Below are 18350 nucleotides of genomic sequence, written 5' to 3' on the forward strand. Positions count from 1 at the left end.
TTATTTTCAAATTAGTCGATCTTTAGTAAAGCAAATAAGTCGGATGATTCCTCCTCTCTAATCAATCAGGAGGAGGAACCGCAATTTTTATTTCAAATAACAAGCCGATTTTAAGATCGCAATTAATAATTCCCAATAACGATATACACTATGAATATTAACTTTTTCATCAGGTGAATGAGGTGAAACTATAGTTGGTCCAATTGAAATCATATCCATATATGGATAAGACTGTTTAAATAAACCGCATTCTAAACCAGCATGGATCACCATAATTTTTGCTTGCTTTGAAAAAATCTCTAAGTACTTATCTTTAGCTAATTGTAGTAGTCTAGAATTCAAATTAGGTTCCCAACCTGAATAACCACCACTGATTTCATAATTGGCATTTACTAATTGGCTTAATGATATTAAGGTTGAAACAACTGCATCTTTCGCGCTATCAACTTGAGAACGAATTAAAAAGTTTACACTTAACTGATTGTCACTAATATTGACAATGCCTAGATTTAAAGAAGTTTCAACCACACCATGGATCTCTTTGCTCATGCTGACAACACCATTAGGCGAAGTGTTTAAAATATTGATGATTTTGTTTTGTTGATCAATCGCGATAACTCTTTTAACTTTATCCGTTTTCACTTCTTTTAAAGTTAATTCAATATCTGGTTCAATCTGTCTAAATTCATTTTGTAATACTGATTGGTATTGTTTAACAATTGCTTCTAACTTAGGCAAATCTTGCTTGCTTAAAGTTAATTCAGCAAAAGCTTCACGAGGTATCGCATTACGTAATGAACCACCTCGAATGTCAGCTAATCTAAATGAGATATCTTGTGCGTATTGAGCTAACAATCTTGCCATTAATTTTATGGCATTCCCTCGTCCAAGATGAATATCACAACCTGAATGTCCACCTTTCAAACCTTTTAGAGAAAGTTGTACATAGCAATCGTGAATCTCCGGCATAACCGCGTATGTAATTGTAAAATTCATTGAGAAGTCTATACCGCCTGCACAACCAGTAAATATCTCACCTTCATCTTCAGAATCAGTATTAATGAGATAACGGCTTTTTAACCAATTAGGTTGAAGACCAAAAGCACCATGCATACCAGTCTCTTCAGAAGTCGTAACTAAAACTTCAAGAGGACCGTGTTCGACAGATGGATCAATTAATACAGCTAGAGCAGATGCAAGCCCTACACCATTGTCAGCACCTAATGTTGTACCTTTTGCTTTAACCCATTCATCGTCTATATAAGCTTGGATTGGATCGATTAGAAAATCATGCTCTGTACCTTCGTTTTTTTGAGGAACCATATCCATATGGGCTTGTAAAGCAATAGATGGGCAATTTTCCATACCTTTAGTTGCGGTTTTGCTCAATAAAATGTTTCCAGCTTTATCAAGCTGACAATCAATGTGATGAGTTGCTGCAAAATCGACAATATATTTGGTTATCATTTGTTCATGATGAGAAGGATGGGGAATGTTACAAATATCATTAAAAATCTGCCAAACAAATTTTGGATTTAGGGTTGATAGCATAATTTATCCTCAGTATTAGCTAGGTAACAAATTAATCAGTGGTTTTTTTTATCTAATCACTCTATAATAAGGTGCAATTTTACATCTATTTCAAGTCCATTAATATTAATTTATTAAATTCGTTTATTCGATTAAAATTGCAGGTTACACATGTCAATAGAACAAACTTTAACAGAAGAAGAAATCAAAGCCAAAAAACAGCATAAAGCAGAGCTCATCGCTGAAAAGAAAAAATTCAACGTTACTTGGGAAATGCTTCAAGCTTATGGTCGTCAACTTTCTGAAAGATTATTACCCGCCAAACAATGGAAAGGCATCATTGCCGTTAGTCGTGGAGGCTTAGTTCCTGCGGCTATTCTAGCTCGTGAACTTAGCATTCGTTATGTCGATACCGTTTGTATTTCAAGTTATGACCACGATCATCAACGTGAAAAACTAATTTTAAAAGAAGCGAAAGGTGATGGCGAAGGCTTTATTGTTGTTGACGATTTAGTTGATACCGGAAGCACAGCTCATACTATTCGTGAAATGTATCCAAAGGCTCACTTTGTAACTATTTTTGCTAAACCTGCTGGCAAACCATTAGTTGATGATTATGTTGTCGATATCGCTCAAGATACTTGGATCGAACAGCCATGGGATACTGGCGTTATGTTTGTTAAGCCACTTAGTGATCATTAATAATTAATTTAATAAGGTTGCTATGACTGAAAACCTTTCTGAAAAGATATTTAAACCACAATATGATTATCCTGAAACATCATCGCTAATCAATCGGTTAGATAGTAGCGATGGTAGCAGTATTAGTCCATTTGATGGTGAAGTAGATTCAAAATGGTACCGAATCATTAATCCTATCCTGTGGTTTTGGCGTGGCTTACCGAAATTGGAAATCGAAGAAGTTTTATCGCAGATCGCAATTTCGACTAAACGTCATACCAATGAAAAGTGGTTAGATTCGGTTATTGGTTATCAACCTGGCAATTGGATTTATGAGTTTTTAAATCAAGCTGCAGAATGGCAAGCTAAAGCGGATTCAATAGATCAATCTGACTTATCTGAAGAAGCAAAAAATAACTTACATCAAGATTATTTAATTGCAAGTGAATTTGCTAGTATTGCTAGCTATCCTCATTTTAAAAATGATGAGCTTGCCATGTATGCACAAACTTGTGCATATCAATCTTATATAAAAGCACTTGAGTTTTCGCCTTACACGACAAAACAGATAGAATTTAAAGTTGAAAATCGCAGTGTTAAAGCAATTTTACATTTACCTAAGAACTGTGATGGCGTATGCCCTGTCGTGTTAGTCTGTAATGCATTAGGTAATTTACAAATCGACTATTATCGCTACTTTAGTGAATACCTAGCGCCACAAGGTTTTGCAATGCTAACAGTAGATTTGCCAACAGTGGGCTTTAGTCGAAATTTTGTATTAACGCAAAATAGTAGCCAAATTCATCAAGCTATAATTGAGCAACTAGCGACAGTACCTTGGGTTGATAGCAATCGTGTAATTGTGGCAGGATTCCGTTTTGGTTCACACATTGCTACACGTCTTGCTTATTTAATGCCAAATAAAATAAAAGGGCTTTTCAACTTTACACCTTTTGTACATCAAATATTTGTTGATAAAACCTTACAACAAAATCTACCAAATTGTTATAAGGATATGCTAGCTTGTCGATTAGGTTTAACATCAGTTTCAAATCAGCAGTTAGCAGCTGAATTAAATTACTTTTCTCTAAAAAATCAGGGATTATTAACTCATTCTTGTCCTGTGCCAATTATGAATGTCATCTTTGAAGATGATAAGTTAAGTAATTTAACTGAAGCAAAATTAATTCAATCCTCAAAGCAAAGCAAAATTGTGACTATTCCTAAAACACCATTACAAAAAGGCTTACAAAATGCTTTAACTCAATCAGTTAAATGGATGGAATCTATTTTGTAAGAGATGATTTAAATAAGATTATTGCTATGACTAATAAAAAAAAGCAAACTGTCGTTATTAAGTTAGGTACCAGTGTTTTAACTGGTGGAACTAAACAGTTAGATCGCGCTCGAATAGTTGAACTGATTCGACAATGTTCTTATTTACATCAAATTGGTCACAAAATTATAATAGTTACATCGGGAGCAATTGCTGCTGGTCGAGAGTATCTAAACTTCCCTAACCTTCCAAATACTGTTGCATCAAAACAATTACTTGCTTCTGTTGGACAAAGTAAACTTATCCAGCTTTGGGAACAGCTGTTTTCAATATATAAAATTTTTATTGGACAAATGTTACTGACACGAGCTGACTTAGAAGATCGTGAACGCTTTTTAAATGCACAAGATGTTCTAAAAGCGATGCTAGATAATCATATTGTGCCTGTCATCAATGAGAATGACGCCGTAGCTACAGCCGAAATTAAAGTGGGTGATAATGATAACCTATCAGCACTAGCGGCAATTTTAGCGGAAGCCGATAAACTCATATTACTGACAGATATTGAAGGATTATATACTGCCGATCCAAGATCTGATACCAATGCTCAATTAATAAAAGAAGTTTCTCATATTGATGAAAGTTTACGAAACATAGCTGGTGATAGTGTTTCAGGGCTGGGAACAGGTGGTATGAGCACAAAAATTCAAGCAGCTGAAGTAGCAGGTAGTGCAGGAATAGAAGTAATAATTGCAGCTGGGAATAAAGAAAATGTGATTATTGATGCAGTCAATAATCAATCGGTAGGCACGCGTTTTTTACCACAGAAAACCCCATTAGAGCATCGTAAACATTGGCTATATGGTGCACCTAATGCAGGAAAGGTGTTAGTTGATGATGGTGCTATAAATGCTATTTTGAATAATGGTAGTTCGCTCTTACCAAAAGGAATTATAGCGGTTGAAAAAGATTTTTCGCGGGGAGAAGTAATAAACATCTGTGATAAATCAGGAAAACAAATCGCACGAGGTGTAAGCCGTTATAATAGTGATGCGCTAAAACAAATAGCAGGACATCACTCACAAGAAATTAGTCAAATTATTGGCTATGAATATGGATCTGTAGCCGTACATCGGAATGATATGATTATCAAATAATAAGGAGGTTAAATGGAACTAGCTATAGGTGGCGTAATAGTCAACTGGTTAGGTGTATTAATTGTTTACTTGAATTCACTAAACAACTCAGCTTATCAAATGTTATTACCGTTAGTCATAATATCTGCATTAATAAGTACCCTAGGCATTTTATTTGCCAAAAATAATCAAAAATTAGCAGGTACTTTAATTATTATTGGCAGTATACTCTTTATCCCTTTAGGTTTAATAGGGATTTTTGGTGGAAGAAAAATAATTAACAAAGCTAATGAAAAAACATTAGAAGAAAGACGTAATTTATAGAAAAATTGGATATTAATTTTAAGGATAAAAATGGACTCTCAAAATATAAAATGTTTTCATGCTCGACGACACATCATACTTTTAATTATATTAAGTATAGTTATCTTTTTCGTGTCTTTGTCTTTACCAGGTAATCTAAAGATAAGTATAGGATTGCCCATATTAATAATTATTCGTGTTTTTTGGCAATACAATTTGGTTTATATTTCAATTGGGGAAGACTTTATAACTTATCGACCTGCTGCTCCAATAAGAAGTAGTGTAAGCATACTTTTTAAGGAAATCACATCAGTTAGTTATAAATATAATAAAGTTGTCATCAATTACATAAATAATATTAGTAACAAGCAATACACTGTAAATATACCTTTATCAGTTATGGAAGACGCGGAAAAAGAGAAACTTTTAAGCACGTTACATATCATTCTGAAAGATAAAGAAATATAAACTATAAAATTTTAACTTTATGCAAAAAAGGTATCTTTACCCATACCTTTTTTTATTAATTCAAAAGTTTATTTTATGAATTTATAATAAATTGCCAATGCTGTAATTAAAATTAATTATTATTAAGTGATATAAATCATTAATTTAAATACTTAACTATTGGTTACAGCTTTTTAGCAAAACATAATTAAAAGTTACTTAATGAGCTTTGAGAACTATTGTGTAAATTGGCGATAGATGATCAAATTTGAGAACATTATTAACTTATATATTACAGCCTTTATAATAGATTTGTTTACTGGCTATATTGGTTTCTTTTTTACATTAAATACCTTCATATCTCAGCTTGCTTTTAAGCTTCATATTTGACAATCGCCTGAAAAATACATTATTGTTGGAATAAATTGATTCCTATTAGCAAAATTTGTTTAAGGTGACAGCTCATACCTCTTTAGCTCTATTATTTATTCTATAAGTTTTATAAATAAGAATTAGAGTGGGATGTATAATATCATTAGATAAATTATTTTTTAGAGAATCTGTATTCTGTCAAACACAGTGTGAGTAAAATCTATTAAGGTTAAGCAATGATAAACCAAATTGGAAAGTTAGCAAAACAAGCCTCATATCAATTAGCACAATGCCCAACTAAAATCAAAAATCGGGCTTTAATTAGTATTGCTGATTTATTGGAGCAAAGCTCTCAAAGCGTTTTAGAGGCGAATCAAAAAGATATTACTATAGCAAAAAATCAAGGATTGAGTGAAGCAATGCTTGATCGTTTATTATTAACGCCAGAGCGACTATCCTCTATTGCTAATGATGTTCGCAAAGTTGTCTCCTTAACCGATCCTATTGGGCAAACTATCGATGGGTCAGTTTTAGAGAATGGATTAAAGTTACAACGTCACCGAGTTCCGCTGGGTGTAATTGGTGTAATATATGAAGCCCGCCCTAATGTTACTATAGATATTGCTGCTCTTTGTTTAAAAACAGGTAATGCAGCAATACTTCGTGGTGGAAAAGAAACGGTTAATACTAATGCGGCTATCATATCCATTATTCAACAAGCATTAAATCAAGCCGGCTTACCTGAAACTGCTATTCAATCAATCGATAATCCTGATCGTAAATATATCACTGAGTTACTCAAACTTGATAAATATGTGGATATGATTATTCCTCGAGGCGGTGAGGCTCTACATAAACTTTGCCGTGAACATTCAACCATTCCGGTCATAACTGGCGGTATTGGAGTTTGCCATATCTTTGTCGATGAAAGTGCAGATTTTGACGCAGCTTTTTCAATCATTCTAAATGCGAAAACTCAACGACCAAGTACATGTAACTCTGTAGAAACATTACTCGTACATACTGAAATTGCAAATACTTTTCTGCCTAAACTTAGTCAAATTATGGCTGATAATCACGTCATATTACATGCTGATCCTGATGCTTATAAAATTTTAAATTCAGGCGTAGCAAATCTATTTCCAGTAGAAGATGACGAACTTAGACAAGAGTGGCTTTCCAAAGATCTGAACATAGTGATTGTTGATTCACTTGAATTAGCAGTTGAACATATTCGGGAATATGGAAGTGGCCATTCAGAAGCCATTCTAACTCGAAGTCTACTTAATGCAGAGCAATTCATTAAGCTAGTTGATGCGGCTGCAGTTTATGTTAATGCATCAACTCGATTTACGGATGGCGCACAATTTGGTTTAGGTGCCGAAGTTGCTGTCAGTACTCAAAAATTACATGCCAGAGGACCAATGGGTCTAGAAGCATTAACAACTTATAAATGGATTGGTTATGGTGAAGATTTAATCCGTCAATAATGATATTAGCTAACTGTTTATAAATTCAAACAGTTAGCTAAATAGAGATGGACTAATCAAAATTACGCATTAAAAGCGCATAATTTAAATCGATATCTTCAGCTACCGGAATATAAACAATATGGCCATCACCGAGTCCAGCAGGAACAGGTTGGCCTTTTTTATTTTCCATTCGTTCAATAATGAACGTTGTGTTACCTTTTGGTGTCATCATCTCAACACTATCACCTACTGAAAATTTATTTTTCACAATAATTTCAGCTAATCCATTTAAACGTTGACCACTAAACTCACCAACAAACTGTTGTCTATCTGACACTGAATGGCTATGAACATAGTTCTGCATATCTTCATGTTTATGACGACGCAAAAAGCCTTCGGTGTATCCTCGATGAGCGAGTGAATCAAGTTCAGTTAATAAACGAGGATCAAATGGCTTACCTTCACTCGCTGCATCAATAGCTTGACGATAAACCTGAGCGGTTCTAGCGCAATAATAAAAGGATTTTGTCCGCCCTTCAATTTTTAATGAATGTACGCCAATTTTCGTCAAATCTTCAACTAATTCAACCGCTCTTAAATCTTTGGAATTCATGATATAAGTTCCATGTTCATCTTCAAAAGCTTGCATATATTCGCCAGGGCGACCTGATTCTTCTAACATAAAGACTTGATCTGTTGTTGTGCCAATGCCCAAAGTCGGTTCAATTTGCTTTACAGGAATTGGTTCATATTTATGTACTATCTGCCCTACTTCGTCCTCCTTACCTTCGGACACTTTATATTCCCAACGACAAGCATTGGTACAAGTTCCTTGGTTAGAGTCTCGTTTGTTAATATAACCAGATAATAAGCATCGTCCGGAATAAGCCATACAAAGCGCACCATGAATAAAAACTTCAAGTTCCATCTCGGGTACTTTTTCACGAATTTCTTTTATTTCATCAAGAGACAACTCTCGTGATAATACAACGCGGGTTAATCCAATATTGTGCCAAAATTTTACCGTAGCCCAGTTAACGGCGTTTGATTGTACAGACAAATGAATTTCCATTTCAGGAAAATGCTCACGTACCAACATAATTAAGCCAGGATCAGACATGATAAAAGCATCAGGCTTCATATTTACTATAGGCTCTAAATCTCGAATAAAGGTTTTCAGCTTTGAATTGTGAGGAGCTATATTTACAACTACATAAAATTTTTTGCCTTGCGCATGTGCTTCATTAATTCCAATCGCTAAATTTTCATGATTGAATTCATTATTTCGAACACGCAAACTATAACGTGGTTGGCCAGCATAAACCGCATCTGCCCCATAGGCAAAAGCGTATCGCATATTTTTAAGCGAACCAGCAGGAGAAAGTAATTCTGGTTTTGAATATAAATTTGTCATTAAAAAATGCCTCTGATTTCAAGTCAGTATTACCCTATAAGGTAATAGGTTAAGCAAAATAGGATGGGCATTTTACGCTTTAGCTATAGGATTGGCAAATTAATTGTATTTACAATAAAGATCAAAAAAATCGCAATAAGAAACAATAATTTCACAAATCTAATCTTATCGCCTAATTTTATATGAGCTGTTGACCTAGATTTTTATAAAATTGGATGCGTGAAACGCACTAACTTTGTGACGAAGATCACATAACGCTATTATAAAGCCCAATATTTTTTTGTTTTTATAGCTCACATTTGTGCAAAACCACATAGATAGCAAACTAATTCGATAATAAAATTAGCGCAATACTTTTTAATAGTCATAGAAACATGAGGAAAATTTAAATGACTGAACTCATTAGTTGGTATGGAGCTATAATAGGACTTTTTCTTGCAATATTTCTTATATTACGTGGAATAAATCCAGTCTATTCGTTATTTTTTGGTGCGATAATTGGTGCTTTCATTGGTGGAGCAAATCTAATACAAACTGTCACAATTTTAACTACTGGTACTCAAAGTATCATGGGCACTGTGATTAGAGTATTAGCTGCGGGTATTCTAGCCGGGGTAATGATGGAATCGGGCGCAGCGGAAACTATTGCTCAAGCTGTCGTTAGAAAATTAGGTGAGAAAAAGGCATTACTCGCTTTAGCATTAGCTACAGGTATTATTACTGCATCAGGCGTATTTATTCCAGTTGCTGTATTAATCGTTGCACCTATTGCTTTATCTGTTGGTAATAAAATGGGCATTTCTCGATTAGCGTTATTATTAGCACTTTCTGGTGGTGGTAAAGCTGGGAATATTATATCACCTAACCCAAATACTATCGCTGTTGCCAATGGCTTCAATTTAAGCTTAAGTGATGTGATGATAGCGGGTTTTATTCCTGCTCTATTTGGTTTAATTGCAACTGTCGTTATCGCTTCATTGATAAAAAATAAAGGCGATAAAATTGCTAACGACGAAGTCGTTGCATTACAAAAAAATGATGCTGAACAGAAAAATAAAAATCCATCATTAGGCAAAGCAATCGTTGCTCCTGTAACAGCAATCCTTCTATTAATGGTTAGCCCTATAGGCAATATTTTCCATATTGAAGCACTAGCTAATTTAAAGATTGATGCATTATATGTGCTTCCTGTAGCAGGGATCATCGGCATGTTAGCAATGGGACAACATCGTAACATTGCAATGTATACCAAATCTGGGATTGAAAAAATGACACCAACTGTACTTATTCTTGTCGGTGCTGGTGCTATCGCAGGTTTAATTGGTTCATCAAACCTAGCAGCTCAAGTTATCAATATCATTGATTCAATGGGAATTTCTGGTTATTACTTATCACCAATTTCAGGTATCTTAATGGCAGCAGCTACAGCATCAACTTCAACAGGTGTAATTTTAGCAACAGGTACATTTGGTTCAACCATCACAGATTTAGGAATACCAGCTCTTAGTGCAGCTGTTATGATGCATACTGGCGCAACAGTTATTGATTCATTACCGCAAGGGAATTACTTTCATGTAACTGGCGGTAGTATGAATATGACAATTAAACAACGTATGAAATTGATTCCATATGAAGCGATGGTTGGTGGAACAATGACAATTATTGCCATTATTTTCTATCAATTTATTATGTAATAATAAGAGTAATTTTTATGAAACAGAAAACATTTGTTCTTGCTCCTGACTCATTTAAAGAAAGCTTAACAGCAAAGGAAGTGTGTCAAGCAATGGAGTCAGGTTTAAAAAAGGTATTTCCTGATGCCAAATATATTCATGTCCCAATGGCCGATGGTGGTGAAGGTACAACACAATCACTAGTCGATGCGACTAATGGAACTTTACATGCTTGTGAAGTTACTGGTCCACTTGGTAACAAAGTGACTGCCTATTATGGAATCCTAGGAGATAACACCACAGCAGTCATTGAAATGGCTTCAGCAAGTGGTATCCATCTTGTTACCAAAGAACAACGTAATCCATTAATTACCACAACCTTTGGTACAGGTGAATTGATTCTTGCCTGCTTAAAACAGGGTATTAAAAAAATTATTTTAGGTATTGGCGGTAGCGCGACAAATGATGGTGGAGCCGGAATGGCACAAGCCTTAGGCGTAAAGCTTTACGATAAAAACAATCAACTACTCCCTAAAGGTGGAGGAGCATTAGGCAATTTAGCTAGAATTGATATATCTGAAGTAAATCCTCAACTTGATAGTGTAGAATTTATTGTTGCAAGTGATGTTACCAACCCACTCTGTGGTGAAAAAGGTGCTTCAAGAGTATTTGGACCACAGAAGGGAGCAACCCCTGAGATGGTTGAACAATTGGATGCGAACTTACAACATTATGCATCAATCATAAAATCTCAGTTAAATAAAGATGTTGCGACTATTCCTGGTGCTGGTGCTGCTGGCGGATTAGGAGCAGGATTAATGGCATTTACCAATAGTAAAATGGAAAAAGGCATCGATATTGTTATCAAATATAGTAATTTAGAAAACCAATTAATTGGTGCCGATTTTTGTTTTACAGGAGAAGGGGGAATTGATTTTCAAACCAAATTTGGAAAAACGCCTTATGGTGTTGCACAAACAGCCAAAAAACACAATATTCCAGTTATTGCATTAGCAGGAATGATTGGTGAAAACATCGAAGAACTTTATCCAGAAGGAATTAATGCCATTTTTGGAATCATCCCATCTCTATCTAAGATTGAAGATTTATTGGCTGATGGATTCAAAAATATTGAACGAACCAGTGAAAATATTGGTCGCTTAATTAGTATTACTAAACTTTAACACTTTTAGACACTAACAAACAAAAGCATGGGGAAATAAAGAGGCTATTCTTTATTCCCCAATTATTATCTAATTAAACATAGATAAATCTTAATATTAAATTAACAGACCTAAAGTCTGCTATAATTAAAAAGTTTTAACACGATCTCAACAAAAGTTATAGTAATAAAATTAAAATCAATGAGTTATGAATTAGAACTTGTTAATAATATAAGGTTTATCGCTATGAAATCGCAAAGCATCTCACCAATACTTGCTCAATATATTGTTGATAAAACTATGAAAATCATCAACTGTAATGTCAATATAATGAATAATCATGGTGAAATTATAGGTAGTGGTGATACACAACGTATTGGCGAATTACATGAAGGTGCGGTGTTAGCTATATCACAAGGCAGAGTTGTTACCATTGACAATCCAACTGCAAAAAAACTTAAAGGAGTTAAACCTGGTGTTAATTTTCCACTAAAACTAAAAAAAGAAATTGTTGGCGTTATTGGCATAACAGGTGAACCCGCACAAATAATCCAATTTGCTGAACTTGTGAGCATGACAGCAGAGATGATGATGGAACAAGCTTTATCATTCAATCAACAATCTCAAGAAAATCGGTTAAAAGAAGAGTTTATATTATCAATAATTCAATCAGATAAAACGCTTTCAAATATAAATGAATGGAGTCGAAAATTAAATGTTGACTTATCGTTAGCTTATGTTGCTGTTATTATTGAAATCGAGAGTGGTCAGCTGGGAATTCAAACAGCAATGGAGGAGTTACAACAAATCCGAAATGAACTCGAAACACTAACCAAACTAGTAGCCATAAAGTCACTAACCGAAATTGTTATATTACTACCCGCTTTAAATAAGTTTAACCGATGGGATTTTTCAGAACATAAGGCAAAACTAGAAAAACTAGTTAGCCATACAAAATTGCTTAGTCAATTTGCAATAAAAATATCTTTAGGAAAATATTTTCATCAGGGAAACGACACAATAGCAAGATCTTATCAAACAGCTAAAACAGCTTTAGAAATCGGTAAAAAAAGATTACCAGAATGCCGTAACTACTATTATCAAGATCTTATCTTACCGGTTTTATTAGATGGTTTAAACCAAGATTGGCAAGCTGAAGAATTACTTTCCCCTTTAAATAAATTAAAAGCATCTGATACAAATGGTTTATTGCAAAACACGCTTGAAACTTGGTTTTTTAATAACTTGCACAATAGCAATACTGCCAAAAATCTATTTATACATCGCAATACACTTGAGTATAGATTGAATAATATTGCCAAACTAACTGGATTAGATTTATCGAAATTTGATGATCGTGTACTGCTTTATATTGCACTACAACTCGATAAATAACCTTATATTTTAAATATAATGAAATTATTCATCACCAGCCTCAATAAGCGGCAAATACTCTTGCCAGCGATATTCTCGTATCGGCATTGGATTTGAATTCTCAAAATATAAAACTAGTGCTGGTTTGATACCATTCCAATTATCGACAAACTCATATCGAGTAAGAAAACCCTCTTTTATCAATTTTTTGGCTTTAGCGTGATAATTAAAATAACTCATAATTTATATTATCCTAATTATTGATAAAAATTATAAAAAAAATCGCAAGTTAATCAATTTTGAATTATAAATGATAAATCTTCATTGAAGATATAAAGTTAACTTTTAAAAATAAAAATCGGAACCATGGATAAAAGTGCTAACCACAAAGATTTAATAAAAATAAAATGCAACGGCTTAATTTAGTTTATTAATAATATGGCAAGTTCCGATTATCGAGCAATATTAAATAATAAGATATAAATAAATATTACATAAAACCATTAGTGAACTTTGTTAACTTAATGAATTATAAAATTATTTTTAAAAGACTTTGGATTAAGGTTGGTATCTCTACCACTAATCTATAGCAACTTAGTTTTATTACAGAAATTTTAATTAATTAAAACATTGACGTTAATGGAGACGAGTCCCTAGTCGAGGTAGACGGATTTTCAATTTGTTATAATTTTAATTCTTACATATTCTAACATTCTTTCAATTCGCCTCAACGTTGTTAGAGTAAATCTTTTATAACTAAATATTGGTTTTTGACAAATTTAATTAATTTCATTAAATAAGCACACAAAAAAAACAGGCCACCTTGTGTGAGATTTTTATTACTCATAATTTTTACTCAAATAACTAAGTTCTAAAAAATATTACTGATCAACTGTTAATCTATTATATTATTTTATTAATATTTAAAATCAGTTAGGATAAACTCAATGATATATTAGATCGGAGTATTTTTTTGGCTGAAGCGGCTATTAATGAATTAGCGGCACAAAACAAAACACGTTGATGAATTTTAGTTGTTAATCCATCATTTTCCTTAAAAATTTATTTAGGCAATAAAAAACCCACCAAAGCGGGTTGTTGTGAATTGTAATTAGTTTGCTATGTCTAATGACATTTAAAAACCACCTATTCGGCAGTGAACAAGGCCCCAAAGCCTAACAAGAAAGGCTGGAGTTATTCCTGAAGGTTTTGTATTCCTTGCCCTCTCGGCATTGAATTTGAGCATAAAAAAACTGTTAAGGGGTTTAATTATTTGATAAAATCACTCTATTGTAATAATTTTTTTTTATGCAATTCAAATTCTTCTTGTGTTAATGCTCCACAATCTTTTAAATCATTTAATTTTTTTAGCTCATCAGCCACTGAAAGATGTTTATTTTCAACTGACGATTGACTGGTTTTAGATTCAACTTTACCAGAATTAACGAGCGAACTACCGTGACATAAAGGACATCTTTTTTTATAAAATGGAATAAATAAAACCCAGATGAATCCAGTAAATATAATACCGATGAGAGTTCCAATGCCAATTTTTCTTTTTGGGCTTACGTTTCTATGGCAAAGAGTACAATATTTTATAGTCATTTGATTTCCTTATTTTTAATGAAAGAAAATTATTCTATCAAATTGAGCCAAACTTTCCACCCGTACAAACCAGTTTACTGTGCCAGTTTGTACCGTATAAATCGCCGTTATGTTCAATCGATTTGACTTTATAGTCGCCGTTGTACTCAGTTCATACCGATTCGCCCCGAACAAGCGAACCAATTCTATAATGCGGATTGCATAGCGTTGTAACTTCTAGCCCCTCATTAGATTTTTTAGGACTACCAATCATGCCAGTAGTTTTTGATATAACCCAACCTTCATTAATTAGCAAACGCCTTATTTTTTGGAATTACGACAAGTTGATCGTCTTGTATAGACCAGTCAGCATTATTGTTTATAGCAATTTTGTGCATAGCTTCGCGTGTGTAGCACATCATTACTTTACCACGTGGTAAAACCCTATCATTAGGTAAATCAATCGCCCCTTTATGGACATCAAAACTACTCACAGCTTCATTTAAAAAGTCACTATCTTTCTGCCCTTTCTGCATTGTTTTGACTATTGTTTTTTCGGTGTATGCTCTTATTACCTGATGACACAAAACCAGTTAATAGCTGTAATTTTGAAACATGTTTAATTTTAATTGTACCGTTTAAATGCGGAAATGTAATATAGGAGAAGCATTGATCCAAAAAACATTTAATTCATATTGGCTGGATGCAAAACGAAAAGCAGAAGAAAAATTAGGCAGAGAAATCGATTGCACATTTCATGATATTAAAGCTAAAGCTATTTCAGACTACGAAGGTGCGACCAAAGATAAACAGCTATTTAGTGGTCACAAAACTGAAGCGCAAGTTAATACATATGATAGAAAAGTCAAAGTTACACCGACGCTAAACCCGCCCCCAAAAGAAGATTTATTCTAACTGTATATTCTAAGTATATTCCAAGTGGTTTAATTTTTTAAACATCCAAATTTCTAATTCATTAATTTATTTGATGTTTTAATGGAGGCGCGTCCCGGAGTCGAACCGAGGTAGACGGATTTGCAATCCGCAGCATGGCCACTCTGCCAACGCGCCGTAGAGGTCTATCTGAATAGGTGGCAAATATTAGCATTGGCTTACTCTATCGTCAAGGTTAAATAGGTTATAAATACAGCAGTCGTAGCGATTATTTCAATTGTCCTATATTTGGGACATTAATAAAAAATTTAAAATCACCTACGTCAAGATAAATTATTGCAAAAAAAGTTGAGGAACGGGGTTTTTGAGTTTAAAAATCGACTTTATCCGTAAAAATTACCTTTTTATATACCTAGAAATAAAAAGAATATAATTCGTGTTATAGATTCCAACTTTTTAAAATAATATTTATTTTTGTATAGAAATTGATTTATCACTTGATAATTGACCGTATTTAGTATAAAAATAGCGCTGCATTTAACAATATATTTTTAAGGAAAGGAAATGTTCAAGAAATTACTAGCTGTATCATTATTAAGTTTTGTCCTAGTTGGTTGTGGTGACGATGGACTTAAAATTGATTTTTCTACTCAAGAAACTTATGCAACTTCTATTCAAAAAGTTACTGAAAAATTAAGTGACTCTGATAAGCTTGCTTTTGGACGAGCACTAACTAAAGTAGCTTCTACTGCTGCACTTAACCCAGCTAATGCTGGCGATCAAAATAAAATCTTTACTGAAATGAAAAATAAACTTGATGGAAAAACAGCAAAAGAAATTATCAGTGAATTTGATAAATAATTTTCTTTTATTACACTAAAAACCCGCTTTTGCGGGTTTTTTTATGGAAAAGTTTAATATTATTGAATCTTTTTTATTATTGATAGCAACTAATAGGATTATGTGAAGTAAATTTGATTAATAAATTATAAAATTATTTTTAATTTCTGGGACGAATTTTATATACTTGCTTCACTAAAATAGTTTTTTGAGGTGTGCAATGATTGAACTAAAACTCAGAGAAGTAAAAAAAGACTTATCAACTAAGGAGTTAAAAGTATCCGAATATATTATTGCAAATACTCAAGCGCTAAAAAATATGAGTATACAAACCTTAGCAAAACACAATCATGTTAGCACAACGACCATTTTACGACTTTGTAACAAATTAGGTTATAAAGGTTTTAGTGATTTTAAGGTCGATCTTATCGGCTCAATTCCTCAAAAGCTTAGTACTGAAATTCTTCAAGATGATATTAATTTGAATGACTCTCTTGAGGAAGTAAATAGCAAAGTTCAAGCTATGGAAAAATCCTCTATAGACGAAACTCATTCCATTGTTAATACTCATGCATTAAACAGTGCCATCGAATTAATAATCAAAAGTAACAAAATTGTAATATTTGGCGTTGGAAGCAGTGGCTTGGTTGGTAAAGAGTTTGAATATCAACTCATTAAAATCAAGAAAGATGTCAATTGTCATTTTGATGCGCATATTTCACGTAGTTTGATCAGCACATTAGACAAGAATGATCTTGTTATTATTATTTCGCATTCTGGTGAAACACCTGAATGTGTAGATTTACTTAAACTTGCTGGTCAATCATCAGTCCCTTCTATTGCTATTACTAAAATGGGACAAAGTCAAATTTCATCATTAGCCTCTTTTGTCTTACATACGACATCTATGGAACACGCTTCTAGATTGATTCCTGTTCGTTCCAAAATTTCACAAATATCAGTCATTAATATGTTGTTAACTAACTTATTTATTCGTAAATATGATGAAAGGTTACTACAGCAAACTCAAAATCGTGAAAAACGAAAATATCCTCGATATACCCAGAAGTAATAACAAATTTACCAATCAAATAATCTCATCAAGTTGAAAAGTCATTAACTTAAACTTTTCCTTTAATAAATTTGATCTTGTTCACAAAATTATAAAAATTTCTTAAAAAATGGATGACTATTTTTAAATGTAGATGTAACTTTATTACTAAACATACTTACATATTTAGTAATAAAGTTACAAATAAGGAAATTTTTATGTCTAATCCTTTACCTATCATTTTAGCAAGTCATGGCCCTTTTGCTCAGGGTGCACTTGAATGTGCACAGATGCTTATGGGCGAGCAAGAAAGTATCCACATTATTTCAGTTTTAGTTGATAGCAATATCAATAACTTACGACAAGAAATGCAAAGTAGTTATAAAAAACTTAATCAAGGCAATGGAGTAATTATTTTGGTTGATATTATGGGAGGAACTCCCTGCAATCTTGCTAGCGAATTACTGATATCCCATGACGATGTTTTACTATTTTGTGGTTTTAATATTCCCGTACTACTTGAAGTTTTAAACAATCGAGAAGGAACATTGAACGATGCCAAACAAGCTATTGAAGAAGCATTTCCTCAAAGCTGTAAAGACGTTAGACAACTGCTAAATATTAAAAATGAAGAAGTTAATGAATTGTAAGGAGAACACCAATGCCAATTAATGTAGCACGAATCGATGACCGATTAATTCATGGACAAGTTATTACTACTTGGGTGAAAAACTATGATATCGAGCAAGTATTAGTCATCAACGATAAAGTTGCTGATGACAAAGTTCAACAATCAGTATTAACCATGTCTGCACCGCCAGGATTAAAGGTTTTGATCTTTGGAGTACAGCAATTTATCGAAATCTTAAAAAAGACACCTATCAAAAAAAGAACAATGTTACTGTTCACCAATAGTATTGACGTTGACGCATTAGTGGACGGTGGATTATCACTGGAAAAACTCAATGTAGGTGGAATGAGAATGCAAGATGGTCGTCATCAATTATCAAGAGCGGTGTCTGTCACACCAGAAGAAGAACAAGCGTTTAGAAATCTCATTGCAAAAAATGTTGAAGTTGAAATTCAGATGGTGCCTAAAGATCCCATTGTCGATCTAAAAACCCTACTCAGCTAACACTA

At 33.3% G+C, this 18350-nt stretch carries 17 protein-coding genes, 1 tRNA gene and 1 pseudogene; 13 read left to right on the forward strand and 6 right to left on the reverse strand.

Features of this window, described 5'->3' with window-relative positions; all coding sequences use genetic code 11:
- Positions 1-87: 87 nt before the first annotated feature.
- Positions 88-1551, reverse strand: coding sequence for an aminoacyl-histidine dipeptidase (locus J3U23_RS05105; protein WP_267338679.1), 1464 nt, complete (start codon positions 1549-1551; stop codon positions 88-90).
- Between the two features lie 150 nt (positions 1552-1701).
- Here J3U23_RS05105 and gpt point away from each other — a divergent pair, with 150 nt between their 5' ends.
- From gpt to proA, 5 genes are all read left to right on the forward strand, one after another.
- On the forward strand, positions 1702-2232 hold the full coding sequence (gene gpt / locus J3U23_RS05110; protein ID WP_081299561.1) for a xanthine phosphoribosyltransferase: 531 nt from the start codon (positions 1702-1704) through the stop codon (positions 2230-2232).
- 22 nt (positions 2233-2254) lie between these two features.
- Positions 2255-3508, forward strand: coding sequence for an esterase FrsA (frsA, locus tag J3U23_RS05115; protein WP_267338680.1), 1254 nt, complete (start codon positions 2255-2257; stop codon positions 3506-3508).
- A 26-nt stretch (positions 3509-3534) separates the two neighbouring features.
- Positions 3535-4644, forward strand: a complete 1110-nt coding sequence (proB, locus tag J3U23_RS05120; RefSeq protein WP_065563543.1) for a glutamate 5-kinase — start codon at positions 3535-3537, stop codon at positions 4642-4644.
- A 12-nt stretch (positions 4645-4656) separates the two neighbouring features.
- Entirely contained in the window at positions 4657-4947 is a 291-nt protein-coding gene (locus J3U23_RS05125) for a hypothetical protein (RefSeq protein ID WP_065734059.1), read from the forward strand.
- 1034 nt (positions 4948-5981) lie between these two features.
- Positions 5982-7235 (forward strand): glutamate-5-semialdehyde dehydrogenase, encoded by a 1254-nt coding sequence (gene proA / locus J3U23_RS05130; protein ID WP_267338681.1) that lies wholly within the window; start codon positions 5982-5984, stop codon positions 7233-7235.
- A gap of 52 nt (positions 7236-7287) precedes the next feature.
- Here proA and yegQ read toward each other — a convergent pair whose 3' ends face one another.
- Entirely contained in the window at positions 7288-8631 is a 1344-nt protein-coding gene (gene yegQ, locus J3U23_RS05135) for a tRNA 5-hydroxyuridine modification protein YegQ (protein WP_065734056.1), read from the reverse strand.
- Positions 8632-9020: 389 nt separating this feature from the next.
- Here yegQ and J3U23_RS05140 point away from each other — a divergent pair, with 389 nt between their 5' ends.
- The 3 genes from J3U23_RS05140 (at position 9021) to J3U23_RS05150 (ending at position 12862) form a co-directional block, all read left to right on the forward strand.
- The gene (locus tag J3U23_RS05140) at positions 9021-10325 is read left to right on the forward strand and encodes a GntP family permease (RefSeq protein ID WP_065734055.1); all 1305 of its coding nucleotides are present in this window, start codon (positions 9021-9023) and stop codon (positions 10323-10325) included.
- 17 nt (positions 10326-10342) lie between these two features.
- Positions 10343-11488 carry a glycerate kinase gene (locus J3U23_RS05145; RefSeq protein WP_267338682.1) on the forward strand — a complete coding sequence of 382 codons (1146 nt, stop codon included), beginning with the start codon at positions 10343-10345 and terminating at the stop codon, positions 11486-11488.
- Between the two features lie 225 nt (positions 11489-11713).
- The gene (locus tag J3U23_RS05150; protein ID WP_267338683.1) at positions 11714-12862 is read left to right on the forward strand and encodes a sugar diacid recognition domain-containing protein; all 1149 of its coding nucleotides are present in this window, start codon (positions 11714-11716) and stop codon (positions 12860-12862) included.
- A gap of 24 nt (positions 12863-12886) precedes the next feature.
- On the opposite strand, the gene J3U23_RS05155 is transcribed toward J3U23_RS05150, so the two are convergent.
- The 3 genes from J3U23_RS05155 to J3U23_RS05165 all read right to left on the reverse strand — a co-directional run bounded on the left by J3U23_RS05155 (position 12887) and on the right by J3U23_RS05165 (position 14961).
- Entirely contained in the window at positions 12887-13081 is a 195-nt protein-coding gene (locus J3U23_RS05155; RefSeq protein WP_065734052.1) for a thermostable hemolysin delta-VPH, read from the reverse strand.
- 1047 nt (positions 13082-14128) lie between these two features.
- The gene (locus J3U23_RS05160; protein WP_267338684.1) at positions 14129-14446 is read right to left on the reverse strand and encodes an SHOCT domain-containing protein; all 318 of its coding nucleotides are present in this window, start codon (positions 14444-14446) and stop codon (positions 14129-14131) included.
- Between the two features lie 284 nt (positions 14447-14730).
- Positions 14731-14961, reverse strand: a complete 231-nt coding sequence (locus J3U23_RS05165) for a hypothetical protein (protein WP_267338685.1) — start codon at positions 14959-14961, stop codon at positions 14731-14733.
- A 136-nt stretch (positions 14962-15097) separates the two neighbouring features.
- Here J3U23_RS05165 and J3U23_RS05170 point away from each other — a divergent pair.
- A pseudogene (locus J3U23_RS05170) lies at positions 15098-15340 on the forward strand (integrase); the annotation flags it as partial.
- An 82-nt stretch (positions 15341-15422) separates the two neighbouring features.
- On the opposite strand, the gene J3U23_RS05175 reads toward J3U23_RS05170, so the two are convergent.
- Positions 15423-15496, reverse strand: a tRNA-Cys gene (locus tag J3U23_RS05175).
- Positions 15497-15883: 387 nt separating this feature from the next.
- On the opposite strand from J3U23_RS05175, the gene J3U23_RS05180 reads away from it, so the two are divergent.
- The 4 genes from J3U23_RS05180 to J3U23_RS05195 all read left to right on the forward strand — a co-directional run bounded on the left by J3U23_RS05180 (position 15884) and on the right by J3U23_RS05195 (position 18345).
- Positions 15884-16180 (forward strand): DUF6694 family lipoprotein, encoded by a 297-nt coding sequence (locus J3U23_RS05180; RefSeq protein ID WP_267330757.1) that lies wholly within the window; start codon positions 15884-15886, stop codon positions 16178-16180.
- A gap of 199 nt (positions 16181-16379) precedes the next feature.
- Entirely contained in the window at positions 16380-17231 is an 852-nt protein-coding gene (locus J3U23_RS05185) for a MurR/RpiR family transcriptional regulator (protein WP_065734047.1), read from the forward strand.
- Between the two features lie 197 nt (positions 17232-17428).
- Positions 17429-17860, forward strand: coding sequence for a PTS sugar transporter subunit IIA (locus J3U23_RS05190; protein ID WP_065563527.1), 432 nt, complete (start codon positions 17429-17431; stop codon positions 17858-17860).
- A gap of 11 nt (positions 17861-17871) precedes the next feature.
- A complete protein-coding gene (locus J3U23_RS05195) occupies positions 17872-18345 on the forward strand; it encodes a PTS system mannose/fructose/N-acetylgalactosamine-transporter subunit IIB (protein WP_065563528.1) in 474 nt (157 codons plus the stop codon).
- Positions 18346-18350 lie beyond the last annotated feature (5 nt).

The sequence above is a fragment of the Gilliamella sp. B3367 genome, assembly GCF_026536825.1.
GTDB classification, from domain to species: Bacteria; Pseudomonadota; Gammaproteobacteria; order Enterobacterales; family Orbaceae; genus Gilliamella; species Gilliamella apicola_E.

Bases quoted from the DNA above. Each gene is read 5' to 3' on its own strand.
- J3U23_RS05105 (WP_267338679.1), bottom strand. From the start codon at position 1,551: ATGCTATCAACCCTAAATCCAAAATTTGTTTGGCAGATTTTTAATGAT.
- gpt (WP_081299561.1), top strand. From the start codon at position 1,702: ATGTCAATAGAACAAACTTTAACAGAAGAAGAAATCAAAGCCAAAAAA.
- frsA (WP_267338680.1), top strand. From the start codon at position 2,255: ATGACTGAAAACCTTTCTGAAAAGATATTTAAACCACAATATGATTAT.
- proB (WP_065563543.1), top strand. From the start codon at position 3,535: ATGACTAATAAAAAAAAGCAAACTGTCGTTATTAAGTTAGGTACCAGT.
- J3U23_RS05125 (WP_065734059.1), top strand. From the start codon at position 4,657: ATGGAACTAGCTATAGGTGGCGTAATAGTCAACTGGTTAGGTGTATTA.
- proA (WP_267338681.1), top strand. From the start codon at position 5,982: ATGATAAACCAAATTGGAAAGTTAGCAAAACAAGCCTCATATCAATTA.
- yegQ (WP_065734056.1), bottom strand. From the start codon at position 8,631: ATGACAAATTTATATTCAAAACCAGAATTACTTTCTCCTGCTGGTTCG.
- J3U23_RS05140 (WP_065734055.1), top strand. From the start codon at position 9,021: ATGACTGAACTCATTAGTTGGTATGGAGCTATAATAGGACTTTTTCTT.
- J3U23_RS05145 (WP_267338682.1), top strand. From the start codon at position 10,343: ATGAAACAGAAAACATTTGTTCTTGCTCCTGACTCATTTAAAGAAAGC.
- J3U23_RS05150 (WP_267338683.1), top strand. From the start codon at position 11,714: ATGAAATCGCAAAGCATCTCACCAATACTTGCTCAATATATTGTTGAT.
- J3U23_RS05155 (WP_065734052.1), bottom strand. From the start codon at position 13,081: ATGAGTTATTTTAATTATCACGCTAAAGCCAAAAAATTGATAAAAGAG.
- J3U23_RS05160 (WP_267338684.1), bottom strand. From the start codon at position 14,446: ATGACTATAAAATATTGTACTCTTTGCCATAGAAACGTAAGCCCAAAA.
- J3U23_RS05165 (WP_267338685.1), bottom strand. From the start codon at position 14,961: ATGCAGAAAGGGCAGAAAGATAGTGACTTTTTAAATGAAGCTGTGAGT.
- J3U23_RS05180 (WP_267330757.1), top strand. From the start codon at position 15,884: ATGTTCAAGAAATTACTAGCTGTATCATTATTAAGTTTTGTCCTAGTT.
- J3U23_RS05185 (WP_065734047.1), top strand. From the start codon at position 16,380: ATGATTGAACTAAAACTCAGAGAAGTAAAAAAAGACTTATCAACTAAG.
- J3U23_RS05190 (WP_065563527.1), top strand. From the start codon at position 17,429: ATGTCTAATCCTTTACCTATCATTTTAGCAAGTCATGGCCCTTTTGCT.
- J3U23_RS05195 (WP_065563528.1), top strand. From the start codon at position 17,872: ATGCCAATTAATGTAGCACGAATCGATGACCGATTAATTCATGGACAA.